Source organism: Flavobacterium sp. RSP15 (genome assembly GCF_003968755.1).
Classification (GTDB): Bacteria; Bacteroidota; Bacteroidia; order Flavobacteriales; family Flavobacteriaceae; genus Flavobacterium.
This window is the reverse complement of record NZ_RYDL01000002.1, coordinates 139,966-161,725: the sequence shown is the minus strand read 5'-3', so window position 1 is coordinate 161,725 and position 21,760 is coordinate 139,966. Positions and strand designations below refer to the sequence as shown.

20 protein-coding genes and 1 tRNA gene are annotated in these 21,760 nt (G+C 35.5%); 6 read left to right on the top strand and 15 right to left on the bottom strand.

Features of this window, described 5'->3' with window-relative positions:
- Positions 1–57 precede the first annotated feature (57 nt).
- Positions 58–1,971 carry a S9 family peptidase gene (locus tag EKM00_RS03065; protein WP_126515200.1) on the top strand — a complete coding sequence of 638 codons (1,914 nt, stop codon included), beginning with the start codon at positions 58–60 and terminating at the stop codon, positions 1,969–1,971.
- 110 nt (positions 1,972–2,081) lie between these two features.
- Positions 2,082–4,514 carry an ATP-binding response regulator gene (locus EKM00_RS03060; protein ID WP_126515199.1) on the top strand — a complete coding sequence of 811 codons (2,433 nt, stop codon included), beginning with the start codon at positions 2,082–2,084 and terminating at the stop codon, positions 4,512–4,514.
- On the opposite strand, the gene EKM00_RS03055 is transcribed toward EKM00_RS03060, so the two are convergent.
- The 9 genes from EKM00_RS03055 to pdxA all read right to left on the bottom strand — a co-directional run bounded on the left by EKM00_RS03055 (position 4,511) and on the right by pdxA (position 11,859).
- Positions 4,511–5,857 (bottom strand): sigma-54-dependent transcriptional regulator, encoded by a 1,347-nt coding sequence (locus EKM00_RS03055; RefSeq protein WP_126515198.1) that lies wholly within the window; start codon positions 5,855–5,857, stop codon positions 4,511–4,513. The genes EKM00_RS03060 and EKM00_RS03055 overlap by 4 nt on opposite strands.
- Positions 5,858–5,972: 115 nt before the next feature.
- Positions 5,973–6,269, bottom strand: a complete 297-nt coding sequence (locus tag EKM00_RS03050; protein WP_126515197.1) for a hypothetical protein — start codon at positions 6,267–6,269, stop codon at positions 5,973–5,975.
- Between the two features lie 34 nt (positions 6,270–6,303).
- Positions 6,304–6,600, bottom strand: a complete 297-nt coding sequence (locus EKM00_RS03045; protein WP_126451976.1) for a hypothetical protein — start codon at positions 6,598–6,600, stop codon at positions 6,304–6,306.
- Between the two features lie 265 nt (positions 6,601–6,865).
- On the bottom strand, positions 6,866–8,212 hold the full coding sequence (gene accC / locus EKM00_RS03040; RefSeq protein WP_126451977.1) for an acetyl-CoA carboxylase biotin carboxylase subunit: 1,347 nt from the start codon (positions 8,210–8,212) through the stop codon (positions 6,866–6,868).
- 91 nt (positions 8,213–8,303) lie between these two features.
- Positions 8,304–8,783 carry an acetyl-CoA carboxylase biotin carboxyl carrier protein gene (accB, locus tag EKM00_RS03035; RefSeq protein WP_126515196.1) on the bottom strand — a complete coding sequence of 160 codons (480 nt, stop codon included), beginning with the start codon at positions 8,781–8,783 and terminating at the stop codon, positions 8,304–8,306.
- Between the two features lie 23 nt (positions 8,784–8,806).
- Positions 8,807–9,805 (bottom strand): beta-ketoacyl-ACP synthase III, encoded by a 999-nt coding sequence (locus tag EKM00_RS03030; protein ID WP_126515195.1) that lies wholly within the window; start codon positions 9,803–9,805, stop codon positions 8,807–8,809.
- A gap of 172 nt (positions 9,806–9,977) precedes the next feature.
- Entirely contained in the window at positions 9,978–10,172 is a 195-nt protein-coding gene (gene rpmF / locus EKM00_RS03025; protein WP_007137315.1) for a 50S ribosomal protein L32, read from the bottom strand.
- A gap of 9 nt (positions 10,173–10,181) precedes the next feature.
- Complete coding sequence (locus EKM00_RS03020; RefSeq protein ID WP_126515194.1) at positions 10,182–10,724, bottom strand: YceD family protein; 543 nt, start codon at positions 10,722–10,724, stop codon at positions 10,182–10,184.
- Between the two features lie 85 nt (positions 10,725–10,809).
- Positions 10,810–11,859: a 4-hydroxythreonine-4-phosphate dehydrogenase PdxA gene (pdxA, locus tag EKM00_RS03015; protein ID WP_126451981.1), complete on the bottom strand. Its 1,050-nt coding sequence runs from the start codon at positions 11,857–11,859 to the stop codon at positions 10,810–10,812.
- 57 nt (positions 11,860–11,916) lie between these two features.
- Between pdxA and EKM00_RS03010 the strand changes: the two genes are divergently transcribed.
- Positions 11,917–12,504, top strand: coding sequence for a riboflavin synthase (locus EKM00_RS03010; RefSeq protein ID WP_126515193.1), 588 nt, complete (start codon positions 11,917–11,919; stop codon positions 12,502–12,504).
- A 109-nt stretch (positions 12,505–12,613) separates the two neighbouring features.
- Positions 12,614–12,766 (top strand): hypothetical protein, encoded by a 153-nt coding sequence (locus EKM00_RS14685; protein WP_158614873.1) that lies wholly within the window; start codon positions 12,614–12,616, stop codon positions 12,764–12,766.
- Between the two features lie 312 nt (positions 12,767–13,078).
- On the opposite strand, the gene EKM00_RS03005 is transcribed toward EKM00_RS14685, so the two are convergent.
- The 3 genes from EKM00_RS03005 to mce form a co-directional block, all read right to left on the bottom strand.
- Positions 13,079–14,527, bottom strand: a complete 1,449-nt coding sequence (locus EKM00_RS03005) for an ATP-binding protein (protein ID WP_126515192.1) — start codon at positions 14,525–14,527, stop codon at positions 13,079–13,081.
- A gap of 429 nt (positions 14,528–14,956) precedes the next feature.
- Positions 14,957–15,030, bottom strand: a tRNA-Ile gene (locus EKM00_RS03000).
- Positions 15,031–15,173: 143 nt separating this feature from the next.
- Entirely contained in the window at positions 15,174–15,575 is a 402-nt protein-coding gene (gene mce / locus EKM00_RS02995) for a methylmalonyl-CoA epimerase (protein ID WP_126515191.1), read from the bottom strand.
- Between the two features lie 218 nt (positions 15,576–15,793).
- On the opposite strand from mce, the gene EKM00_RS02990 reads away from it, so the two are divergent.
- A complete protein-coding gene (locus EKM00_RS02990; protein WP_126515190.1) occupies positions 15,794–17,446 on the top strand; it encodes an Ig-like domain-containing protein in 1,653 nt (550 codons plus the stop codon).
- A 3-nt stretch (positions 17,447–17,449) separates the two neighbouring features.
- Here EKM00_RS02990 and EKM00_RS02985 read toward each other — a convergent pair whose 3' ends face one another.
- A complete protein-coding gene (locus EKM00_RS02985) occupies positions 17,450–18,220 on the bottom strand; it encodes an amidohydrolase (RefSeq protein ID WP_126515189.1) in 771 nt (256 codons plus the stop codon).
- Between the two features lie 73 nt (positions 18,221–18,293).
- Here EKM00_RS02985 and EKM00_RS02980 point away from each other — a divergent pair, with 73 nt between their 5' ends.
- The gene (locus tag EKM00_RS02980; protein WP_126515188.1) at positions 18,294–18,857 is read left to right on the top strand and encodes a hypothetical protein; all 564 of its coding nucleotides are present in this window, start codon (positions 18,294–18,296) and stop codon (positions 18,855–18,857) included.
- Between the two features lie 80 nt (positions 18,858–18,937).
- On the opposite strand, the gene EKM00_RS02975 is transcribed toward EKM00_RS02980, so the two are convergent.
- Together EKM00_RS02975 and EKM00_RS02970 are read right to left on the bottom strand one after the other, a co-directional pair.
- On the bottom strand, positions 18,938–19,684 hold the full coding sequence (locus EKM00_RS02975; protein ID WP_091253757.1) for a succinate dehydrogenase/fumarate reductase iron-sulfur subunit: 747 nt from the start codon (positions 19,682–19,684) through the stop codon (positions 18,938–18,940).
- Between the two features lie 73 nt (positions 19,685–19,757).
- Positions 19,758–21,758: a fumarate reductase/succinate dehydrogenase flavoprotein subunit gene (locus tag EKM00_RS02970; RefSeq protein ID WP_126515187.1), complete on the bottom strand. Its 2,001-nt coding sequence runs from the start codon at positions 21,756–21,758 to the stop codon at positions 19,758–19,760.
- Positions 21,759–21,760 lie beyond the last annotated feature (2 nt).

Sequence of the window (21,760 nt, the reverse complement as noted above, 5' to 3'; positions counted from 1 at the left end):
AAAAAAACATCAAATTAAATTGGCTAATTTTAGCATTCGAAAAAATAAATTATTAAAATGAACAAATTCCTATTTATACCTTTATTAATGATGAGTTTAACTGCTATGGCACAAAATGTAATGACTCCAGAACTGCTCTGGAAACTAGGAAGAGTAACACCATTAGGCATTTCCAAAGATGGAAAAAATGTAGTGTATAAAGTAACAACTCCTTCTGTTCAAGAAAATAAATCGGATACAAAATTCTTCACTTTACCCGTAAATGGCGGAAATCCAACCGAAGTAAAAGATACCGCAGCCCTGTTAAAAGATAAAAACAGGTCTCCTGACGGGAAATATATCGTTTACAATGAAGAAGTAAAAATGGAGAACGTTCATGGAAAAGATTTTTATCCAGAATTAGTAAAATCAGATGTTCAAATCTATGACGGATTGAATTATCGTCATTGGGATGCCTGGAATGAAGGCAAATACAACCATGTTTTTTATAAAGAAAACAAAGAAGGCGCCATGGGAATTGACATTCTGAAAGGCGAAAATTTCGACAGTCCACAAAAACCTTTTGGTGGTGATGAAGATTATATTTGGTCGCCAGACAGCAAAAGTATTCTGTACGTAAGCAAGAAAAAAGCAGGAACTGACTATGCTCTTTCTACCAACACCAATATCTATGAATACAACCTGAAAACTGGGAAAACCAGCAATAGAACCGAAGAAAACCTTGGATATGATACCGCTCCACAATTTTCTCCAACCGGAAATTTGACTTGGTTGCAAATGAAACGAGATGGCTATGAGGCAGATAAAAACGACCTGATAGTTAGTTTCAAAGGAATGAAAATGAACTTAACGGCCAATTGGGACGGAACGGTAGATAGTTTTATCTGGAGTAGTGACGGGAAAAAAATATTTTTTGTTGCCCCTGTAGACGGAACAAAGCAGTTGTTTGAAGTTAATTTTCCTGGTCTGACCAATCCAGAAGCTTCGGGAGCAATTACCGTTCGCCAAGTTACCAATGGAGAATTTGATGTCAATGATTTAGTTGGGTTTTCCGGTGATAATATCATTGTAACGAGAACCGACATGAATCATGCGGCAGAACTTTTTTCTTATAATCTGAAGAAAAAGACTTGGAAACAACTGTCTAATGTCAATACTACAATTTATAATTCTTTGGCGTTAAGCAAAACCGAAAGAAGATATGTTACGACAACAGATGGCAAAAAAATGTTAGTTTGGGTGGTTCTTCCTCCTAATTTTGATGCTTCAAAAAAATACCCAACGCTTTTGTATTGTCAAGGCGGACCTCAATCTCCATTGACACAATTTTATTCCTTCCGATGGAATTTACAACTGATGGCTGCCAACGGCTATATTGTTGTGGCTCCTAACCGTCGTGGAATGCAAGGTCATGGCGTGGAATGGAATGAGCAAATCAGCAAAGACTGGGGTGGACAAGTAATTGATGATTACCTATCAGCGATTGATGCTGTTGCTAAGGAAAAATATGTTGATGCCACTCGTTTAGGATGCGTTGGTGCCAGTTACGGCGGGTATTCTGTTTTCTATCTGGCCGGAATGCACAACAACCGATTCAAAACCTTCATTGCCCATGATGGTGTTTTTAACACCCAAAGCATGTTTGGAACTACCGAAGAAGTTTTCTTCAGCAATTGGGATTTTGGCGGTGCGTACTGGGAAAAAGACAATGCTGTAGCGCAAAAAACTTACACGACATTCAACCCAATGACTCTGGTAGAGAAATGGAACAAACCTATTTTAATTATTCAAGGCGGAAAAGATTTTCGTGTACCAATAGGACAAGGACAGGAAGCGTTCCAAGCAGCACAATTACGAGGAATAAAAAGTAGATTTTTGTATTTCCCAGAAGAAAATCACTGGGTACTGAAACCTCAAAATGCGCAGGTTTGGCAAGGTGAATTTTTCAAATGGCTCAAAGAAACCTTGTAGAAATCATTTTAAAAATAGGAAGCCTCACTTTTTCGTGGGGTTTTTTGTTCGTGTCAAAATATTTTGAATACCTTAACTTTAAATAATTTTGTAATTTTTATCTTTGAAAAATGAATAACAAAAAAAGTTATATTCCGATAAAAGTTTTCCTGAGTTATCTGGTTTTGGCGGTGCTTTTTGCCAGTGTGGGCTGGTTTTTATACTCCGAGAACAAGAATTTTTCAAAAACCGAAGAAAGAATTACCGAGGAAAGCAATACTATTTTACGGGTTAGCAACTTGCTCTCTGATACGTATGAAACGGAAAATTTAGCTCGAATAGCCATTCAATCAGAATCAGAAAAAGATTTTAACAACTATATAAAGAAAAATACGCTGTTAAAAGCAGAAATTGATTCCTTGAAATTGTTTGTCTCCACACCACACCAAATCACTTTACTAGACAGTGTCAAGCAATTGCTATCTAAGAAAACGATAAATATCCAGCAACTAAAACTTATTAAAAATAAAAGTGAAAATGAAGATGCGGTGGACGACGCGATTGGTGATTTGACTAAAATGGAGTCTTCTTTGCGGAAACTGGAATTAGAAGATTTTGTAAAAGATCCCGCCAGAATGGGAATTTATCAACGAAATGTCCTTCAGAAATATGTTGCCTACTTAAATCAAAACATTCCGGATGATAGTACCAATACGTTAAGTAAAAAAGCAACCGATTCTATTTTGACGGTTTCTAAAAATTTATTAAATGAGGTAAAAAGAGAAACATCCCGAAAGAAAAAATTATTGAATTTTGAGGAAAATAAATTATTGCAAAATGAACTTTCAATCTCTGACCAGCTAAGAAAAGTCCTTAACACTATAGAGCGGGAAATTATAATAAACACCACAAAAAACTATTCGGATAGAGAGAATTCCTTAGCAAAAACGAATCAAATTGTAACCTCTGCGGCTATAATTGGATTATTGCTTACTTTGTTTTTTTTGATTATAATTCTAAATGATTACTCAAAAACCCAATCCTATAAGAAACAATTGGAGGAGGCAAATCTAAAATCCAAAAAATTACTTAGTAGTCGGGAGCAACTCATTGCAACTGTAAGCCACGACCTGAAAACCCCTTTAAGCACGATTATTGGCTATACGGAATTATTGGGAAATTCCGATTTAAGCAGTAAACAATGCTATTACACCAAGAACATCAAAGGTTCCTCCGATTATATTTCACAATTGGTTCAGGATCTATTGGATTTTACTCAAATTGAAGCTGGGAAAATCACGATAGAAAAAATCCCGTTTTCGCTGTACGAGATGATTTATGAAGTGGCAAATAGCATTCAATCCGTTTATGCACAAAAACCAATTCAACTGATTGTTGAAATTGACCCTAATCTCGAAAAAAAAATCATTGGGGATCCTTTTCGTTTAAGACAAATAGTATCAAACCTTATTGGAAATGCGTTCAAGTTTACTGAAAAAGGATTCATAAAAATTAACGTTGAAATCTACTTGGAAACACAATTGATAGCGATACAAATAGAAGATTCCGGGATTGGAATAGCAGAAAAAAACCAAGAACTCATTTTTGAGGAATTCATTCAAGCCGATAAGAATATAGAGAAAAAATATGGCGGGACAGGATTAGGACTTACCATTTCTAAAAAAATGACAGCGATTCTAGGCGGTGCTTTGCATTTGAAAAGTGAATTAGGAAAGGGAAGTTTGTTTACAATCCAAATTCCATTATTTTTTGATGTCACGGTTTCCGAAAAACAGACTACTGCGAATCCGTCAAAAAAGCATTACAGAGCCATACTGATAGATGACGATGAAAGCTTGTTGAAATTAACAACTGAAGTTTTAAAACAAAACCAATATATTGTATTCCCTTTTGCTAGTGCAAAAGAAGCTCTTGATGCGCTATCAAATATTACCTTTGATTTGATTATCACCGATATTCAAATGCCAGTTATGGACGGGTTTTTATTTTTGAAAGAACTCATAAATAATCCCAAATACGAGTATGAAAAACAACCTGTAATAGCGGTCACCGGAAGAAATGATTTAAATCTGGACAACTACACAACCGCAGGATTTACCACTTTAATCAGCAAGCCTTATTCTCCTAAAATACTGCTTAAAACATTACAGTCTATTTTGAACAATGACGCAGTTCCCTTTGAAGCAATTCTAAAAAGCAAGCAAACAAAGGGGGAAAGGCCTTATTCATTAAAAGTCTTGAACGCTTTTTTATCTAATGATATAGTTGCTTTAAAAGAAGTGTTACTCTCATTTATAAAAAGTACGGCAAAGAATTTAGAAAATTTAGATCGGTCAGTTTCAAACATTGATTTTATGGAGATTAAAAATACAGCTCATAAAATGGCTCCCATGTTCAAGCAAATTAGCGCATCAGAAATCAGTGTTATTCTAGATGTATTAGAGCAAGAAGACTTAACACTTGAAGAGGTAAAAATGGCTTCAATTAATTTGAAGCTCAAAATAACAGCACTTTTTGTCCTGTTAGAAAAGGAATTAAACTAATTGATGTTGTATAATTTTAATTTATTATACAGTGTTTTTCTATTGATTTTCAATAATTTAGCAGCTTCTGTTTTGTTGTTATTGGTTTTAGCTAAAGCCTCCTGAATGACTTCTTTTTCGTTTTGAGACAAAGACAGATCAGAGGTGTCTAGGTTTTCATTTTGAAAAAATTCTGTGGGTAGCGCTGATTTTTCAATGAAATCTCCTTGCGACAAGAGCGTGGCCCTTTTGATGCAATTTTGAAGCTCACGCAGATTTCCCGGCCATCTGTAGTTTTGAAAAATTGTAACTACTTCAGCAGAAAGCCCAATGATTTTTTTGTTTAATTCCTGATTTGATTTTTCAAGAAAAAAATCAGAAAAGAGCATCAAATCTTCGTCACGATCTACCAAAGAGGGGGAATGTATAGAGAACTCATTTATTCTATGGTACAAATCCTCTCTGAATGTCCCATTTTTGACTGCTTCCCGTAAGTCTTCGTTTGTGGCGGTGATGATTCTGATGTCTACATCAATTTCTTTATTGCTTCCTACGGGCTTAATTTTTCTTTCTTGGAGTGCTCTCAATAGTTGGATTTGATTTTCATAGGAAAGATTCCCTATTTCGTCAAGAAATAATGTACCTCTGTTTGCTGCCTCGAAAAATCCAATTTTATCATTTATGGCTCCCGTAAAAGATCCTTTTACATGGCCAAAAAACTCACTTGCAGCTAATTCTTTTGGGATCGATCCACAGTCTACGGCAATGAAATTATTGTTTGTTCTGGAACTGTTCTGGTGAATGCTTTTGGCAATAACTTCCTTCCCCGTTCCGCTTTCGCCGATGATTAAAACTGACATATTTGTTGGGCTGACGAGTTGGATATATTCTGCCAGTTTTTGAGATGCTTTTGAGATCCCCTTCACAAATTCACTAGTCGGTTTTTTGTTTTTTTTATTGTCAGTTTTAGGTTCAGAAATTACTTTATCAGAATTAGTGTGCGTTTCCATTTGAAGAGAATTTTGAATAACCAATAAAACTTCTTCGGGATTGAATGGTTTAGAGATATAATCTGCCGCCCCATTTTTCATGGCTTTTACAGCAGTACTCACATCAGAATATCCCGTCATTAATAGTACGGGAACATTGGGATGGGTACTCTTGATTTCTGACATAAGTTTAATTCCATCATAATTTGGAAGTCTTAAATCCGTAATGATGAGGTCAAATTCAGTGTTTTTTATTTGAGATTTGGCTTCTTCAGCTGAAAATGTAGCCGTTACTTCATAGTTGTTTTTTACTAGAAATTTTTCTAATAACTTACAAAAAGCAACATCATCTTCAATCAATAAAATTTTAGCCATTGTATTTTAACTTTACGGCTAAAATAAAGGTATTAAATTTGTATTTAGCTAATTTTTTGCAAAAAAAAGAGAGACTGTTAAAACAATCTCTCTTTTTAAACAAAACTCACCTAAATTATTTATTTATCCAGTTTCCTTCAGCATCCGCATAAACAGTAGCATTCTGGTCTCCAACTGCAATTTCTAGTTTGTATTCTTTATTTTTATTGATGTATGCTTTTCCCAGAATTGCTCCGGGATATGCTTTTTCCATAGCTGTTTTTATTGCTTGAGGAACTGCTTCTGCTTGTACTTCAGTATATTCCTCTTGTAGTAAAACCGATTGATTTTGTGGGTTTTGAACGGGAAGTATTGTTGCAAATGCGGACATGCTTCCTAAAATAATTGCTGCTGATAAAATTAACTTTTTCATAGTGTTTTTTTTAAATTGTTATTGTTTTGATGCTTTATTTTTGAATCCATTTCCCAGTTGCATCTGCAAAAAGATTTCCTTTTTTGTCCCCAACAGTCACATCCAGTTTATATTCTTTATTAGCATTTGTATATGCTTTGTCTAGAATTGCATCTGGGTAAGCCGTTTTTAACGCTTTTGTTACAGCTTCTGGGACTTCTTCATTTTTCACTTCAATATATTCTTCTTGAATTGAGACTGTTTCCGCTGGTGTAGTTGTTCCTTGAGCTGTAGCTGTATATGTTGAAAAACTTGCTATTAAGATTGCTGCTGTTACCATTAACTTTTTCATACTATTTTATTTTTAGATTATTATTGTTACTTATTATTGATGAAGTAATTGAAATAATTGTACCAGAGTTACAAAGGAAGGTGTTGCGTTATTAAGTTTCTGAAATAGAGGTGTTTAATAAAATCTGTTTTTTCTAAAAAGGAGAAATGTGGGTAATACATAGGGTGTTATGGGTATAAATTACCCGCTTTGTCTTTGTGTAGTGGTTCTAAACAAGAAAACCTTGCATCGCTGCAAGGTTTTTTATTATGGATATGTAAATCTGCTATTCTGGGTCGTTCATTTTGAACGTATCCATAAACGCGGTTGTGTAATCACCTGCAATATAACGAGGATCGTCCATTAATTGTCTGTGAAAAGGAATAGTCGTTTTTATTCCTTCTATCACAAATTCATCTAAGGCTCTTCTCATTTTACTTATTGCTTCTTCACGTGATTGAGCAGTTGTAATCAACTTTGCAATCATTGAATCATAATTAGGTGGTATGGTATACCCGGAATACACATGGGTATCTAGACGAACACCATGTCCTCCCGGCATATGTAACGTTGTAATCTTTCCTGGAGACGGACGAAAATCATTATAAGGATCTTCCGCATTAATACGGCATTCAATGGCATGCAATTGAGGTAAATAATTTTTTCCTGAAATGGCAACTCCTGCAGCAACAAGAATTTGTTCCCGAATCAAATCATAATCTATCACTTGTTCTGTAATTGGATGTTCTACCTGAATACGAGTATTCATTTCCATAAAATAGAAATTACGATTTTTATCCACCAAAAATTCTACCGTTCCGGCACCTTCATATTTAATATATTCGGCCGCTTTTACAGCCGCTTCTCCCATTTTCTGACGCAATTCATCAGTCATAAACGGCGATGGAGTCTCTTCAGTCAGTTTTTGATGGCGTCTTTGTACGGAACAGTCCCTTTCAGAAAGGTGACAGGCTTTTCCGTAGGAATCTCCTATAACCTGAATTTCGATGTGACGGGGTTCTTCAATTAATTTTTCTAAATACATACCATCATTCCCAAAAGCAGCTGCCGATTCTTGACGTGCACCGTCCCATGCTTTTAAGAGTTCTTCTTCTTTCCAAACTGCACGCATTCCTTTTCCACCACCACCAGCGGTTGCTTTGAGCATCACGGGATAGCCAAAATCTCTGGATAGTTGCAGGGCTTGTTCATAGGATTCTAAAATCCCTATTGATCCCGGAACGCAAGGAACGCCCGCTTCAATCATGGTTGATTTTGCAGAAGCTTTATCTCCCATTCTATCAATCATTTCTGGCGAAGCTCCAATGAATTTGATTCCATGTTCTTGACAAATCTTAGAAAACTTAGAATTTTCAGAAAGGAATCCATATCCTGGATGTATTGCATCTGCATTGGTAATTTCTGCGGCGGCAATTATATTTGACATTTTCAAATAGGACAAGTTGCTTGGAGGTGGTCCTATGCAAACGGCTTCATCAGCAAACCTTACATGAAGACTTTCAGCATCTGCAGTAGAGTAAACCGCTACTGTTTTTATACCCATTTCCTTGCAGGTTCTAATTACGCGTAACGCAATTTCTCCTCTATTTGCAATTAATATTTTTTTAAACATCTTGTTTTGAAATTTTAAATGTTGAATTTTAAATTTTAAATTATTTCAAATAATGAAAAAACATCATTCAAAATTTATAATTTATAATTTCTTATGATGGATCTACTAAGAATAAAGGTTGGTCAAATTCAACTGGCGACATATCGTCAACCAATATTTTTACGATTTTACCAGAAACTTCAGATTCAATTTCGTTAAATAATTTCATAGCTTCAATAACGCAAAGAACGTCTCCTTTAGCTATGCTTTTACCTACTTCAACAAACATCGGTTTATCCGGAGATGGTTTTCTATAAAAAGTTCCGATAATTGGAGATTTTATAGTGATGAAATGAGCGTTTTCTATCACGGGTACTACCGGAACAACGGCAACGGGAGTCACTTGCTGTGGAGCTAATGGTTGCTGATGCACTCCTTGAGCGGGCATTTGCTGTACATAAGTAGTCTCAGTGACATTTCCTTCTAAGGTTGTTCTGATGGTGATTTTCACGTCATCCATCTCTAGTTTAACTTCTGCAACTCCTGAATTTGCGACAAACTTGATTAGATTTTGAATTTCTTTTAAATCCATAATTATTTGTTTTTAGTTTAAATTTATTTTTTGTCGTATGCCCATTTTAGATAAATAGATCCCCAAGTGAATCCACCTCCAAAAGCGGCCAAAATTATCGTATCTCCTTTTTTGAACTGATGTTCAAAATCACTGAGCACCAATGGCAAAGTGGCAGAGGTTGTATTTCCGTACTTTTCGATATTCATTAATACTTTAGATTCTTCTAAATTCATTCTGTTGGCTGTCGCATCAATTATACGTTTATTGGCTTGATGCGGAACCAGCCAATCGACATCTTCATTTGTCAGATTATTTCTTTTCAAAATTAATTCGCTTGAATCTGCCATATTGGTTACGGCGTATTTAAACACCGTTTTTCCGTCTTGTATAATGTTGTGTTTGTTGTCTCTTACCGTTTCAAAAGAGGCAGGGTTAAGTGATCCGCCGGCATCAATTTTAAGAAAATCTCTGCCAATTCCGTCACTGCGTAAGTATTCATCCTGCAATCCTAATCCTTCATCGTTAGGTTCAAAGAGTACTGCACCTGCGCCATCTCCAAAAATAATACAAGTCGATCGGTCTTTATAATCCACGATCGAAGACATTTTATCAGCACCAATTAAGAGTACTTTTTTATACCTTCCGGATTGAATATAAGCAGCAGCTGTTGACATCCCAAACAAAAAACTGGAACAAGCAGCCTGCAAATCATAAGCAAAAGCATTTGTGGCTCCAATTTGGGTTGCGACATACACGCCTGTTGATGCTACTGGCATGTCTGGCGTTGCGGTTGCCATAATTAGTAAATCAATCTCTAAAGGGTCAATGTTCGCTTTGGCCAATAAATCCTGTGCGGCTTTTATGGCCAAAAAAGAAGTTCCCTTGTCCTTGTCTTTAAGGATTCTTCTTTCTTTTATTCCTGTACGAGAGGTGATCCATTCGTCATTGGTGTCGACCATGGCTTCAAGAGCTTTGTTCGTTAGTACAAAGTCTGGAACATAGGCTCCAACAGCGGTTATTGCGGCTGTGATTGTATTCATTGTATGCGTTTATTTCTAGTCAAATGGTGCCATTTGAAAATTTTTAAAAAGATTGAAAATTACAAAAAAAATTCCATTCTCTTTGAATTAGAACTTCTTATTTAACGAAAATTACAAACAACAAAAAAACTCTCACGATGTGAGAGTTCGAATATCATTTACAAAAAATGTATTATGCAACAGCTACAGATTTATCTATAACAACTTGCCCTCTGTAGTACATTTTACCTTCATGCCAATATGCTCTGTGGTATAAATGTGCTTCTCCAGTAATTGGACAAGTAGCAATCTGTGCTACAGTAGCTTTGTAATGTGTTCTTCTTTTATCTCTTCTTGTTTTGGAGATTTTTCTCTTAGGATGTGCCATTTTACTATATTATTTATCCGTTAATAGTTGCTTTAACTTGTCCCAACGCGGGTCAATATTTTCTTCTTCTTTGCTTTCTTCTTTTTCTTCCTTTACCGCCAATTCATTGAGTTTAGTCAATGCTTCTGTCTTTAAACTCCCATCTTGTATTCCAGGATGAACGCGTCTTAGAGGGACTGACAGCACAATCATTTCATAGATATATTGTGCAATATTTATTTCAAACTCTCCGTGGGGCAAAATCAATAATTCGTCGTTATCATTATTGTAAACCTCATCAAAACGAACGATTAATTTCATTTCTCCCTCAATTGGCAGATCAAAATCTTCGCTGGTAAGATCACAGGGTACATTTACAACTCCTTTGTGATTAAAACGCAACTCTAAGAGTGTGCTTTTTTTCTCTAAAACTACATTTACTTTGATCTTTGAATCTAGATATTCATCATAATCAAAGATTTCAAAGAACGCATTACTGATTTGATACTCAAAATGATGTTTACCTAGCTTTAATCCTATAAAAGGAATTAAATATTCTTTTGTGTTCTTCATTTCAACAACAATTTTCCCCTAAACTTCGGGAGTGCAAAGATATAAAATTATTGCAAATCTAATACTGTTATTCACTTTTTTTTGTTCACAACTGCTTTTCTTTTGTTTTCAATGGTTTTTTGCTGATTTCCGCGTATTGATTTCTGGAATGATAAATGTCTATTGCCAGATATACCGCCTCTTTGAAGGAGTTAAAATCAGCTATTCCCTTGCCTGCTATATCATAAGCGGTGCCGTGATCTGGAGAGGTTCTTATTTTATGCAAGCCTGCCGTATAATTTACTCCTTTTCCAAAAGATAATGTTTTGAAAGGAATCAATCCTTGATCGTGGTAGGTTGCTATAACGGCATCGTATTTCTCGTATTGATTACTGCCAAAGAAACCATCTGCAGCAAATGGACCAAATACTAAGATCCCTTTGTCGAACATTTTTTTTAATGTAGGTTTTATAATCAAGTCATCCTCTGTCCCTATGACTCCGCCATCTCCACAATGCGGGTTTAAACCTAAAACTGCTATTTTGGGTTTATTAATGCCAAAATCTTTGATCAAAGTCTGTCTGACCGTTTCGATTTTTCGCACAATCAATTCTTCCGTTAGCTGCGAGGCGACTTCACTAAGCGGAATATGATCTGTCAGCAATCCTATTCTCAAAGTATCCTGAACCATCAACATCAGGGCATTGCCTTCTAGTTCTTGGTCTAGGTAATCCGTATGGCCCGGGAACTTAAAATCGTCTGATTGTATATTGAATTTATTTATTGGTGCGGTTACCAGAACGTCTATGACACCTTCTTTGAGTGCTTTCGTCGCTGCAATAAATGATTTTATAGCATATTCCCCTGCCTTAGTATCATCCATGCCAAGATTTAAATCCACACTTTCTTTCCAGAGGTTTAATACATTGATTTTGCCCACTACAATTTGATCTAATTTGTCGATCCCGTGGAGCAAAGATGTTGATGGAAAACTTTTCTTAACAAAAGACAACAACTTAACATTAGCAAAGATAACTGGAGTGCATAACTCTAACATGCGAGAATCCTCAAATGTTTTTAGAACAACTTCGCTTCCAATACCGTTTAAATCTCCTATAGAAATTCCGACAATTATATTTTCTGCTTTTTTCATAATGACATACCGTTATTTATTGCTAATTTTGAAGTGCAAATTTAGTAAAAAAAACAAGAAATGTTTACAGGAATCATAGAAACCCTTGGTGTCATCCAAGAAATAAAAAAAGAAAAAAATAACGTTCATATTACCATAAACGCATCAATTACCAGTGAACTTAAGATAGATCAAAGCGTGGCTCATAACGGGGTCTGTCTTACGGTTGTTGCTATCAACGACACTTTCTATACCGTAACTGCAATAGACGAAACAATAAAAAAAACAAATTTATCGGATTGGAAAGTTGGGGACAGTATCAATCTGGAAAGAGCAATGAAACTGGGAGACAGGCTGGACGGACATATTGTTCAGGGACATGTAGACCAAACGGGCACCTGCATCACTGCCGAGCAGACTAACGGAAGCTGGCTTTACACATTTGAATACGAGGAAAATTGGAACAACATTACCATTGAGAAAGGATCCATTACGGTAAATGGTGTTAGCTTAACGGTTGTGAACTCAAAGAAAAATCAGTTTAGTGTCGCCATTATTCCTTATACATACGAACATACTAATTTTAAAACCTTTGAAGTTGGTACAAAAATAAATCTTGAATTTGATGTCATTGGTAAATACGTTTCTAGATTGTATGCCAACAAATAAGAACTCAATAGTATTATAAACAAAAAAAACTCCAATCTAGATTGGAGTTTTTTGTTTTAACCTAAAGCTATAAATGATGTAAACCCCAAATAATAAAGCAACTAGCATCATGGTGTTTATATTTTCGTCTACAGACACCCCGGGAGGAGGAGGAGGAGGAACTACTTCTGTTGTCCTTGCCTGCGGTGGTGGTGGTGGATCTTTAGCTAATACATTAAAAATACAAAACACAAATAAAATCAGAGTAATAAAAAACCTTTGAATAAATTTCATATTTAAAATTGAATTATTCTTTAAAAAATCAGAGTATTTATGGTGTAAAATAAATACATCCTTTTAATATAAACAAGACTAACGCTGACAAAAGGCGGTTTTTATAAAATTTTAGATATAAAAAAAGAAAAGCCTCACAGTACTGCAAGGCTTTTAAACTTAAACTGTGGTCCCACCTGGGCTCGCCCAAGTCCCATTACAAAGCTACGCTTCAAGTCTTTATATGTGCTATTCTTAAAACCCAACTTAGAGAAAGGAAGAAAAGCGTCCTTAATTATTACGGAAAACAACTTTTGATTGTTTAATATGATGTGTTTTTCATCTTTAAAGTATTCTCCCCAACATTGTAAGCATATAGGGCTGAGGGTACAAAAGTAAAACGAATGTCGCCAATCTCTTTTACTCCCTCTTTATCAATTGAAGTAACTAATGCACTTTTAAAATCATTGGCTTGACAAAATTGAATAAGACTGTTTAACTCCTGTGGTTTATCAAAATAGCGGTTGCTCCATTTGATCTCAATTGCCCACAACGGTTTGAATTTCCTATCGTCTAGTAAAACCAAATCAACTTCTCCTTCTTTTCTATCTTTCCATCTGGCATAGGTTAAATCTAAATTCTCTCGGTGCATCCATTGGGATAGAATTGCGGTTTCAACCATATTACCCATTTCGCTATCCGTTTCAGAAATAGGAGAAAATAAGGCGGTTCTTAGTGATGGATTGGTTAAGTACACTTTAAAACTGGTTACTCTTTTTAATCGCTTGGCATTGATATCAACTTTATTCAATACTTTAATTAGAAAGGCAGATTCTAGATATTCTAAATATTTTTTCAAAGTATCTTTAGTAATTCCACTTTCTCTTGACATCGTTTCATAAGAGAATTCATTTCCAGTGTTGTAAGCGATGTATGTGAAGAAACGATTTAGTTCTTGAACATCTTTAATGCCGTATAGACTTGGTAAATCTCTCAAAAGCACTTTATCTACAATGTCATTTTTCACATACCTACCCATATCACTTTGTATCTTTTCAGACAAAACAACTTCTGGATAGCCTCCAAAATTTAAGTAGTTCAAAAATTCTTTATTTAGAGCTTTGGTGTCATGCGCTATGGTATATGGGATTTTTCGATTGCCATAATCAATTTCGCCTTTCAATACTAAATGATTCATATTCTTTAAATGAATGTATTCCTGAAAAGTTAGCGGTGGTAGCATAAAATCAGTAAATCGACCAGCACCACTTTCAGTGCTATGCCATCTCAAAGCTGCTGCAGCAGAACCTGAAACTATAAATTTGGTGTCCGGGTATGAATCTACTAATACTTTCAAATGACGTTCCCAATCTTTTAAGTATTGTACTTCGTCAAAAAAAACATAGCATCCATCTAAATTTTGCAATTTGACAGCATCTTTGCAAAGCAATAAAATATCTTCTAAGCTTAAGTTTAAATATAACGGGTTATCGATACCCACAAAAAATATTTTTTGAGGATCAACTTCTTCTTGTATCAATTGATCAATGGAATGAAACATCATGACGGTCTTACCAACGCGACGAGGACCCATCAAGACAACAGCTCTGCGAATATCCTTTTCTTTTACAAAAGGATAAAACAAATCAAAATACAATCGTTTTTGCATGTTCTGATAAGCCGAATGGACTGCCTTAGAAACCCACCACGGATTTTCATAATGTAAACGTTCAATTATTTTTGCTGTTGGAATAATACTTGAAATACTCATAAAAATATTTATTTACACAAAAATAACAAAATAAGCAGACCTAGAACTATCTATTCGTGTATTTTTTGGAGTAATTAGAAAAATGTACCCGTTTTTAATATCTATTTTTTATTAAAAAAGTCCACCTGTAAAATCGAGTTTATCAATTTCATTCTCCACTAGAATAACGTAGCAACATGGGGCCAAAAATGTACACCGCCCTATCAGATTCGAAAAAAGCTTTTACATTTAGTAATGTCCCATGCATGTAGAAGAAATTGTATCGCAAATTATTTTCCATAGCTTTTAGTTTTATTTACAATCATAAATAAAAAAAAGATAGTAATTGAAACAAAATGAAAAGATGACTATATTTGTAAACAACCATTTGTTGTACTGATAGAAACAAAAAAAGCCTCACAGTACTGCAAGGCTTTTAAACTTAAACTGTGGTCCCACCTGGGCTCGAACCAGGGACCACCTGATTATGAGTCAGGTGCTCTAACCAGCTGAGCTATAGGACCGGTTAAGAGTGTGCAATATTACTACTATTTTTCATGTACTCCAAATATTTTGACTTAGATTTCAATAATATTTCAATGATTCATCGCTTTTAAAGAGAAACGTGCTGAATAGTAGATTACTAAATGAATTATCCTGAAAACACTTATTTTATTTCCTGACACAACTCAATCAAAACGCCATTCGTACTTTTTGGATGCAAAAAAGCAACTAGCTTGTTATCAGCCCCTTTTTTAGGAATTTCATTTAATACAATAAACCCCTCTTTTTTTAAACGCGCAATTTCTAAAACTATATCTTCTACGTCAAAGGCAATGTGGTGTATGCCTTCTCCCTTTTTTTCAAGAAACTTAGCAATAGGACTTTCTGGATTGGTAGCTGCTAAAAGCTCAATTTTATTAGGCCCATTCATAAAAAAAGAAGTTGTTACTCCTTCACTTTCCACCGCCTCGAATTTGTAGGCCGGAGCGCCAAAAAGCTTTTCGAAAACTAAATTCGACACTTCTAAATCCTTAACTGCAATCCCAATATGTTCTATTTTTCTCATTATTTATGTTTTGAGCGCAGCGCTACTTTAGTTGAAAAACTCTGGTACCACTGCGAATTATAACTGCAATTATTTTTCTGGGTAAAATTAAACATTAAAAAGAAAAAACAACATTCCCACAAAAAGGAAGTTGAATTTATTGCTCATAATAATTTTATAAAAAATAGCAATCACATGAATTATAATTGTTATTTTGTAAATTCTAATTATGATTTGATATGTTGAAAAACAATTTAAAATACGCCTTCTTATTATTGCTTTTTATTGTAGCTGGTTGTGCCAAAAGAGGCTCTATCACTGGGGGATTAAAAGATACTATTGCGCCTGTTTTGAAAATGAGTTTCCCGGAAAACTTCAACACAAACTTCAAAGAAGATGAGATTAAGTTGGTATTTGACGAAAACATCAAAATAAAAAACCTGAACAAACAATTGATTATTTCACCACCAATGAAGAACGATCCATTGGTTTTACCCACAACGGCAAGCAAAACGATCACCATAAAAATTAAAGATACACTACAACCCAACACCACGTACAGCTTTAATTTTGGACAAAGTATTGCTGATAATAATGAAGGAAATCCGTTAAATCAATTCAAATATGTATTTTCTACCGGCGATTATATTGACTCTTTAAGCCTTGGTGGTACTCTGAAAAGTGCGTATGAAAAGGAAGTGGAATCATTCGTATCAGTTATGCTTTACGAAGTCAATGACAGTTTCAAGGACTCCGTTGTTTATACTGAAACCCCAAGATATGTAACCAACACATTGGACAGCTTGAAGACGTTTCGTTTAGAGAATTTAAAAGCAGGGAAATATCTTCTTGTAGCCATGAAAGACTACAACAGCAACAATAAATACAACCCAAAAACAGATAAAATTGGATTTAGTAAAGACTTTATTACGATTCCAAATGACACTATTTATGAGTTAGAATTATTTAAGGAAACACTTCCTTTCAAAACATTTAAGCCTAGTCAAGCCTCAGGAAACCGCTTGTTAGTAGGGTATGAGGGACTAATAAATTCTGCTGATGACAGTCCCAAAATAATTTTAAAAAACAACAACAATCTTCTGCCTACTGTTATTACTAAATTTCCAAAAAAAGATTCCCTTCAAATCTGGTACAAGCCCATTAAAGCTGATTCACTAAATTTGGCTGTAGCCAAAGGTCAATACGAATCGAAATTCAACTTTAAAATAAAAGACCAGAAAAAAGATACTTTAAACGTCATAGCCCTGCAAAACGGAACCTTAAAATTTAGAGAGCAATTTACATTAGAAAGTAATACTCCTTTAACCCGTTTCGAAAATTCGAAAATAAAACTAACCAATAACGCAAAAGATACAGTGCCTTTTACCACTAAATATGACGAATTCAATCAAAAGCTATTTTTTGATTTCATAAAAGAACCTTCCGAAAATTATACATTTGAAATTTTACCTGGAGCGTTAACTGATTTTTTCGAACAAACAAATGATACTTTAACGTATAAATTAAACACTCAAAGCACTGCTGATTATGGGAATCTGACCGTGCAGTTGCAAAATGTAAAACAATTTCCCGTCATTGTTGAACTCACAAATGCGAAAGGGGATGTTTTAGTTACTGAATATACCGAGGAAAACACCACAATAAATTTTAATTTAATTGACCCTGCGCTGTACACCCTCCGTATTATTTATGATGCCAATAAAAACCGGGAATGGGATTCCGGTAATTATTTAGAAAAACGTCAAGCCGAGGAAGTGATTTACTTTTCCAAAGAAATTGATGTTCGGGCAAATTGGGACGTCAATCAGGCATTTGATTTAAGTCTTCCCTACATTCCGGAACCTAAAAAGAAAACCGACAAAAAGAAATAAATGTTACCTGTTTTCTATTTCAAAAGAATCTCTGTCATTCAAAAAACCCAGTTTTTGTCGGGTTTCCAGCATTTTTTCTTGGTCTAATTCTACTAAAAACAAACCTTCTGGTGCTATTGGCTCTTGAATGTAATTCCCCAGAAAATCGACTGCTTGTGAGTGACCAATGTATTCGTGTCCATTGGCATCGGTTCCTATTCTATTGACACCAATGGTATAGCACATGTTTTCTATCGCTCGTCCTTTCAATAAAGCATCCCAAGCATTTGTTCTAATTTTTGGCCAATTCGCCACATAAATCACCAAGTCATAATCCTCTGAATTTCTGGAAAATACAGGAAATCTCAAATCGTAACATATTTGAAGGCAAATTTTCCAATCTAAATAATTTACAATCGTTTTTTGGGTGCCACTAGTATATACTTTATCTTCGCCAGCTAAGGTAAACAAGTGTTTTTTATCATAGCACTGAATTGTCCCAGAAGGAAATACAAACACCATTCTGTTGTAAAAACTTCCGTTTTCCTTAATAACTAAACTTCCTGTTATAGCACTATTTGTAGCTTTTGCCAATGATTGTAACCATACAATGGTTTCGCCTTGCATTGTTTCTGCAACATCTTTTGGATTCATCGTAAAGCCCGTTGTGAACATTTCAGGAAGCACAATCAAATCTACCTTTTCAGTAAGTGCACTGATTTTTTCTTCGAAATAGTTTCGGTTGGCTTTTGGGTTTTCCCAAACTAAAGGAGCTTGAATTAGGATAATTTTCATTTTACTTTATTTTTTATAAAAATAAGAAATATCACAATACCATAAGTTCATTATATTAGCAAAAAAGAACTTTATGAAAAAGACACTTCTTGTGTGTACACTATTATTTTCTGTTTTGATTTTTGGACAGGAAAAATCGGGAGCGAAACAATTTTGGGAAAACCTACAAAAACAATGTGGGAAATCCTTTGAAGGAACAGTCACAGAGGGTGCAACCAATGACACTTTTCGGGATAAAAAACTGGTGATGCATGTCCGCAACTGCGATGAAAACACGATTCGGATTCCGTTTTTTGTAGGAGACGACAAGTCAAGAACCTGGGTACTTGCTTATGAAAACGATCGCATCCAGTTGAAACACGACCACCGCCACGAAGATGGTTTGGAGGATAAGGTGACACAATATGGAGGTACAACTACTAATTCTGGCTCAGCAACGCTTCAATTTTTTCCGGCAGATCAGGAAACCTGTGATTTGATTCCAAATGCTGCTGCAAATGTTTGGTGGATTACTCTTGACGAAACTTCTTTCACGTACAACCTAAGGCGCATCGGTTCTGACCGATTGTTTTCTGTGAAATTTGATTTGACAAAAACAGTAGGTACGCCTGCTGCACCTTGGGGATGGAAAGATTAGTGTATAATAGATTATTTTACATAAAAAAACGCATTCAACTTTGACATTGAATGCGTTTTATAAATTTATATCTTACGGTTTTATCCTTTCAAACTTGCAGACAAATATTCTCTATTCATTCTGGCAATATTTTCAAGAGAAATTCCTTTTGGACATTCTACTTCACATGCTCCAGTATTGGTACAGTTACCAAAACCTTCTGCATCCATTTGAGCAACCATATTCATTACACGGTCAGCAGCTTCAACTTTACCTTGTGGTAATAAAGCAAATTGAGACACTTTTGCAGAAACAAATAACATAGCCGAGGAGTTTTTACAACTTGCAACACAAGCTCCACAACCAATACAAGTTGCAGCATCAAAAGCTCTATCTGCATCATGTTTAGGAATAGGAATTGTATTTGCGTCGATCGTGTTTCCAGATGTGTTTACAGATACAAAACCACCAGATTGCTGGATTCTGTCAAATGCACCTCTGTCTACTACTAAATCTTTAATTACAGGAAAAGCTTTAGCTCTAAAGGGCTCGATAAAGATAGTATCTCCATCTTTAAATTTACGCATGTGCAATTGACAAGTTGTAACCAAACGGTCAGGCCCATGCGCTTCGCCATTGATGTACAACGAACACATCCCGCAAATTCCTTCGCGACAATCGTGATCAAAAGCAACAGTATCTTCTCCTTTTACGATTAATTCATCGTTCAAAATGTCAAGCATTTCAAGAAAAGACATATCTGGTTCAATTCCATCAATTGGATATTCAACTATTTTTCCTTCTGCAGCGGCATTTTTCTGACGCCATATTTTTAATGTAAGTTTCATATTTTGAGTTTGAAAGTCTTAAAGCCGAAAGTCGAAAGTCGATTGACTTTAAGACATTAGCCATTAGACTAAATTATTTATAACTTCTTTGAACTAGTTTAACATTTTCGAATTTCAACTCTTCTTTGTGCAATACCGCATCGCTTGGTTTTCCTTTGTATTCCCATGCTGCAACGTATGCAAAATTTTCGTCGTCACGTTGCGCTTCTCCTTCTGGAGTTTGATATTCTTCACGAAAGTGCCCTCCACAAGATTCATTTCTATGCAGGGCATCTTTGGCAAACAACTCTCCTAATTCAAGGAAATCAGCAATACGAAGTGCTTTCGCCAATTCTGGGTTAAAACTATCCGCTGTTCCAGGAATCTTTACCTCTTTATAAAATTCGTCTCTAATTGCGGCAATTTCATTTTGTGCCTCTGTTAAACCTTCGGCATTACGAGCCATTCCTACTTTGTCCCACATGATTTTTCCTAATTTTTTATGGAAATAATCTGCTGGTTTAGTACCACCATTATTCATCAATGCCTCAATCTGTTGTTGAACATTTTTCTCAGCTTGCTCAAACTCAGGAGAATCAGTAGAGATAGCACCCATCTTAATATCTGGGGCTAAATAATCTCCAATAGTATAGGGAAGAACAAAATATCCATCAGCCAAACCTTGCATCAGTGCCGAAGCTCCCAACCTGTTGGCTCCGTGATCTGAAAAGTTAGATTCTCCAATAGAGAAACAACCTGGAATTGTAGTTTGTAAGTTATAATCAACCCAAGTTCCGCCCATCGTGTAATGCACGGCAGGATAAATCATCATTGGAGTTGAATATGGATTCTCATCCACAATTTTCTCATACATTTGGAACAAGTTACCGTACTTATTTGCTACAATTTCTGTTCCTAACTTAATAACCAAAGCTTTATCATTCTCGTCTAAATGCTTTAATCTCGCTTGATCCACTCCGTATCTTTCGATTGCGGCAGCAAAATCAAGATAAACAGCTTCTCCCGTTTTGTTAACACCAAAACCGGCATCACATCTTTCTTTAGCCGCACGAGAAGCAATATCTCTGGGTACCAAATTTCCAAAAGCAGGATATCTTCTTTCTAAATAATAATCTCTGTCTGTTTCTGCAATTTGAGTTGGTTTTAATTTTCCCTCACGAATCGCTTTTGCATCTTCTAATTTTGCAGGAACCCAAATACGGCCATCATTACGCAACGATTCAGACATCAAGGTCAATTTTGCTTGGTGATCTCCGGATACTGGAATACAAGTTGGGTGAATTTGTGTGTAACATGGATTAGCAAAATACGCGCCTCTTTTGTGAATTTTCCAAGCTGCTGTTACGTTACTTCCCATTGCGTTAGTCGACAAGAAAAATACGTTTCCGTATCCTCCGGAAGCAATAACTACAGCATGAGCAGAATGTCTTTCGATTTCTCCTGTAACCAAGTTTCGCGCGATGATTCCCCTTGCTTTACCGTTTACAATTACTAAATCTAGCATCTCGTGACGGTTGTGCATTTTTATTTTTCCACGACCTATTTGGCGATTCATTGCTGAATACGCTCCAAGTAATAATTGTTGACCTGTTTGTCCTTTGGCATAAAAAGTTCGAGAAACTAATGTACCTCCAAAAGAACGGTTATCCAATAATCCACCATATTCACGAGCAAAAGGAACACCTTGAGCCACACACTGGTCAATAATATTAGTGGAAACCTCAGCTAGACGGTGTACGTTTGCTTCACGCGCACGATAATCGCCGCCTTTTACAGTATCATAAAACAAACGGAAAGTTGAATCTCCATCTCCTTGATAATTTTTTGCAGCGTTAATCCCCCCTTGTGCAGCAATAGAGTGCGCACGACGTGGTGAATCTTGAAAACAAAACGCTTTTACATTATATCCTAACTCTGCTAATGTTGCAGCTGCAGAACCTCCAGCTAATCCAGTACCTACTACAATAATATCTAAATTACGTTTGTTAGCAGGGTTTACTAAATTAATATGATCTTTATAATTTGTCCATTTGTCCGAAATTGAACCTCCTGGAATTTTTGAATCTAATGCCATTT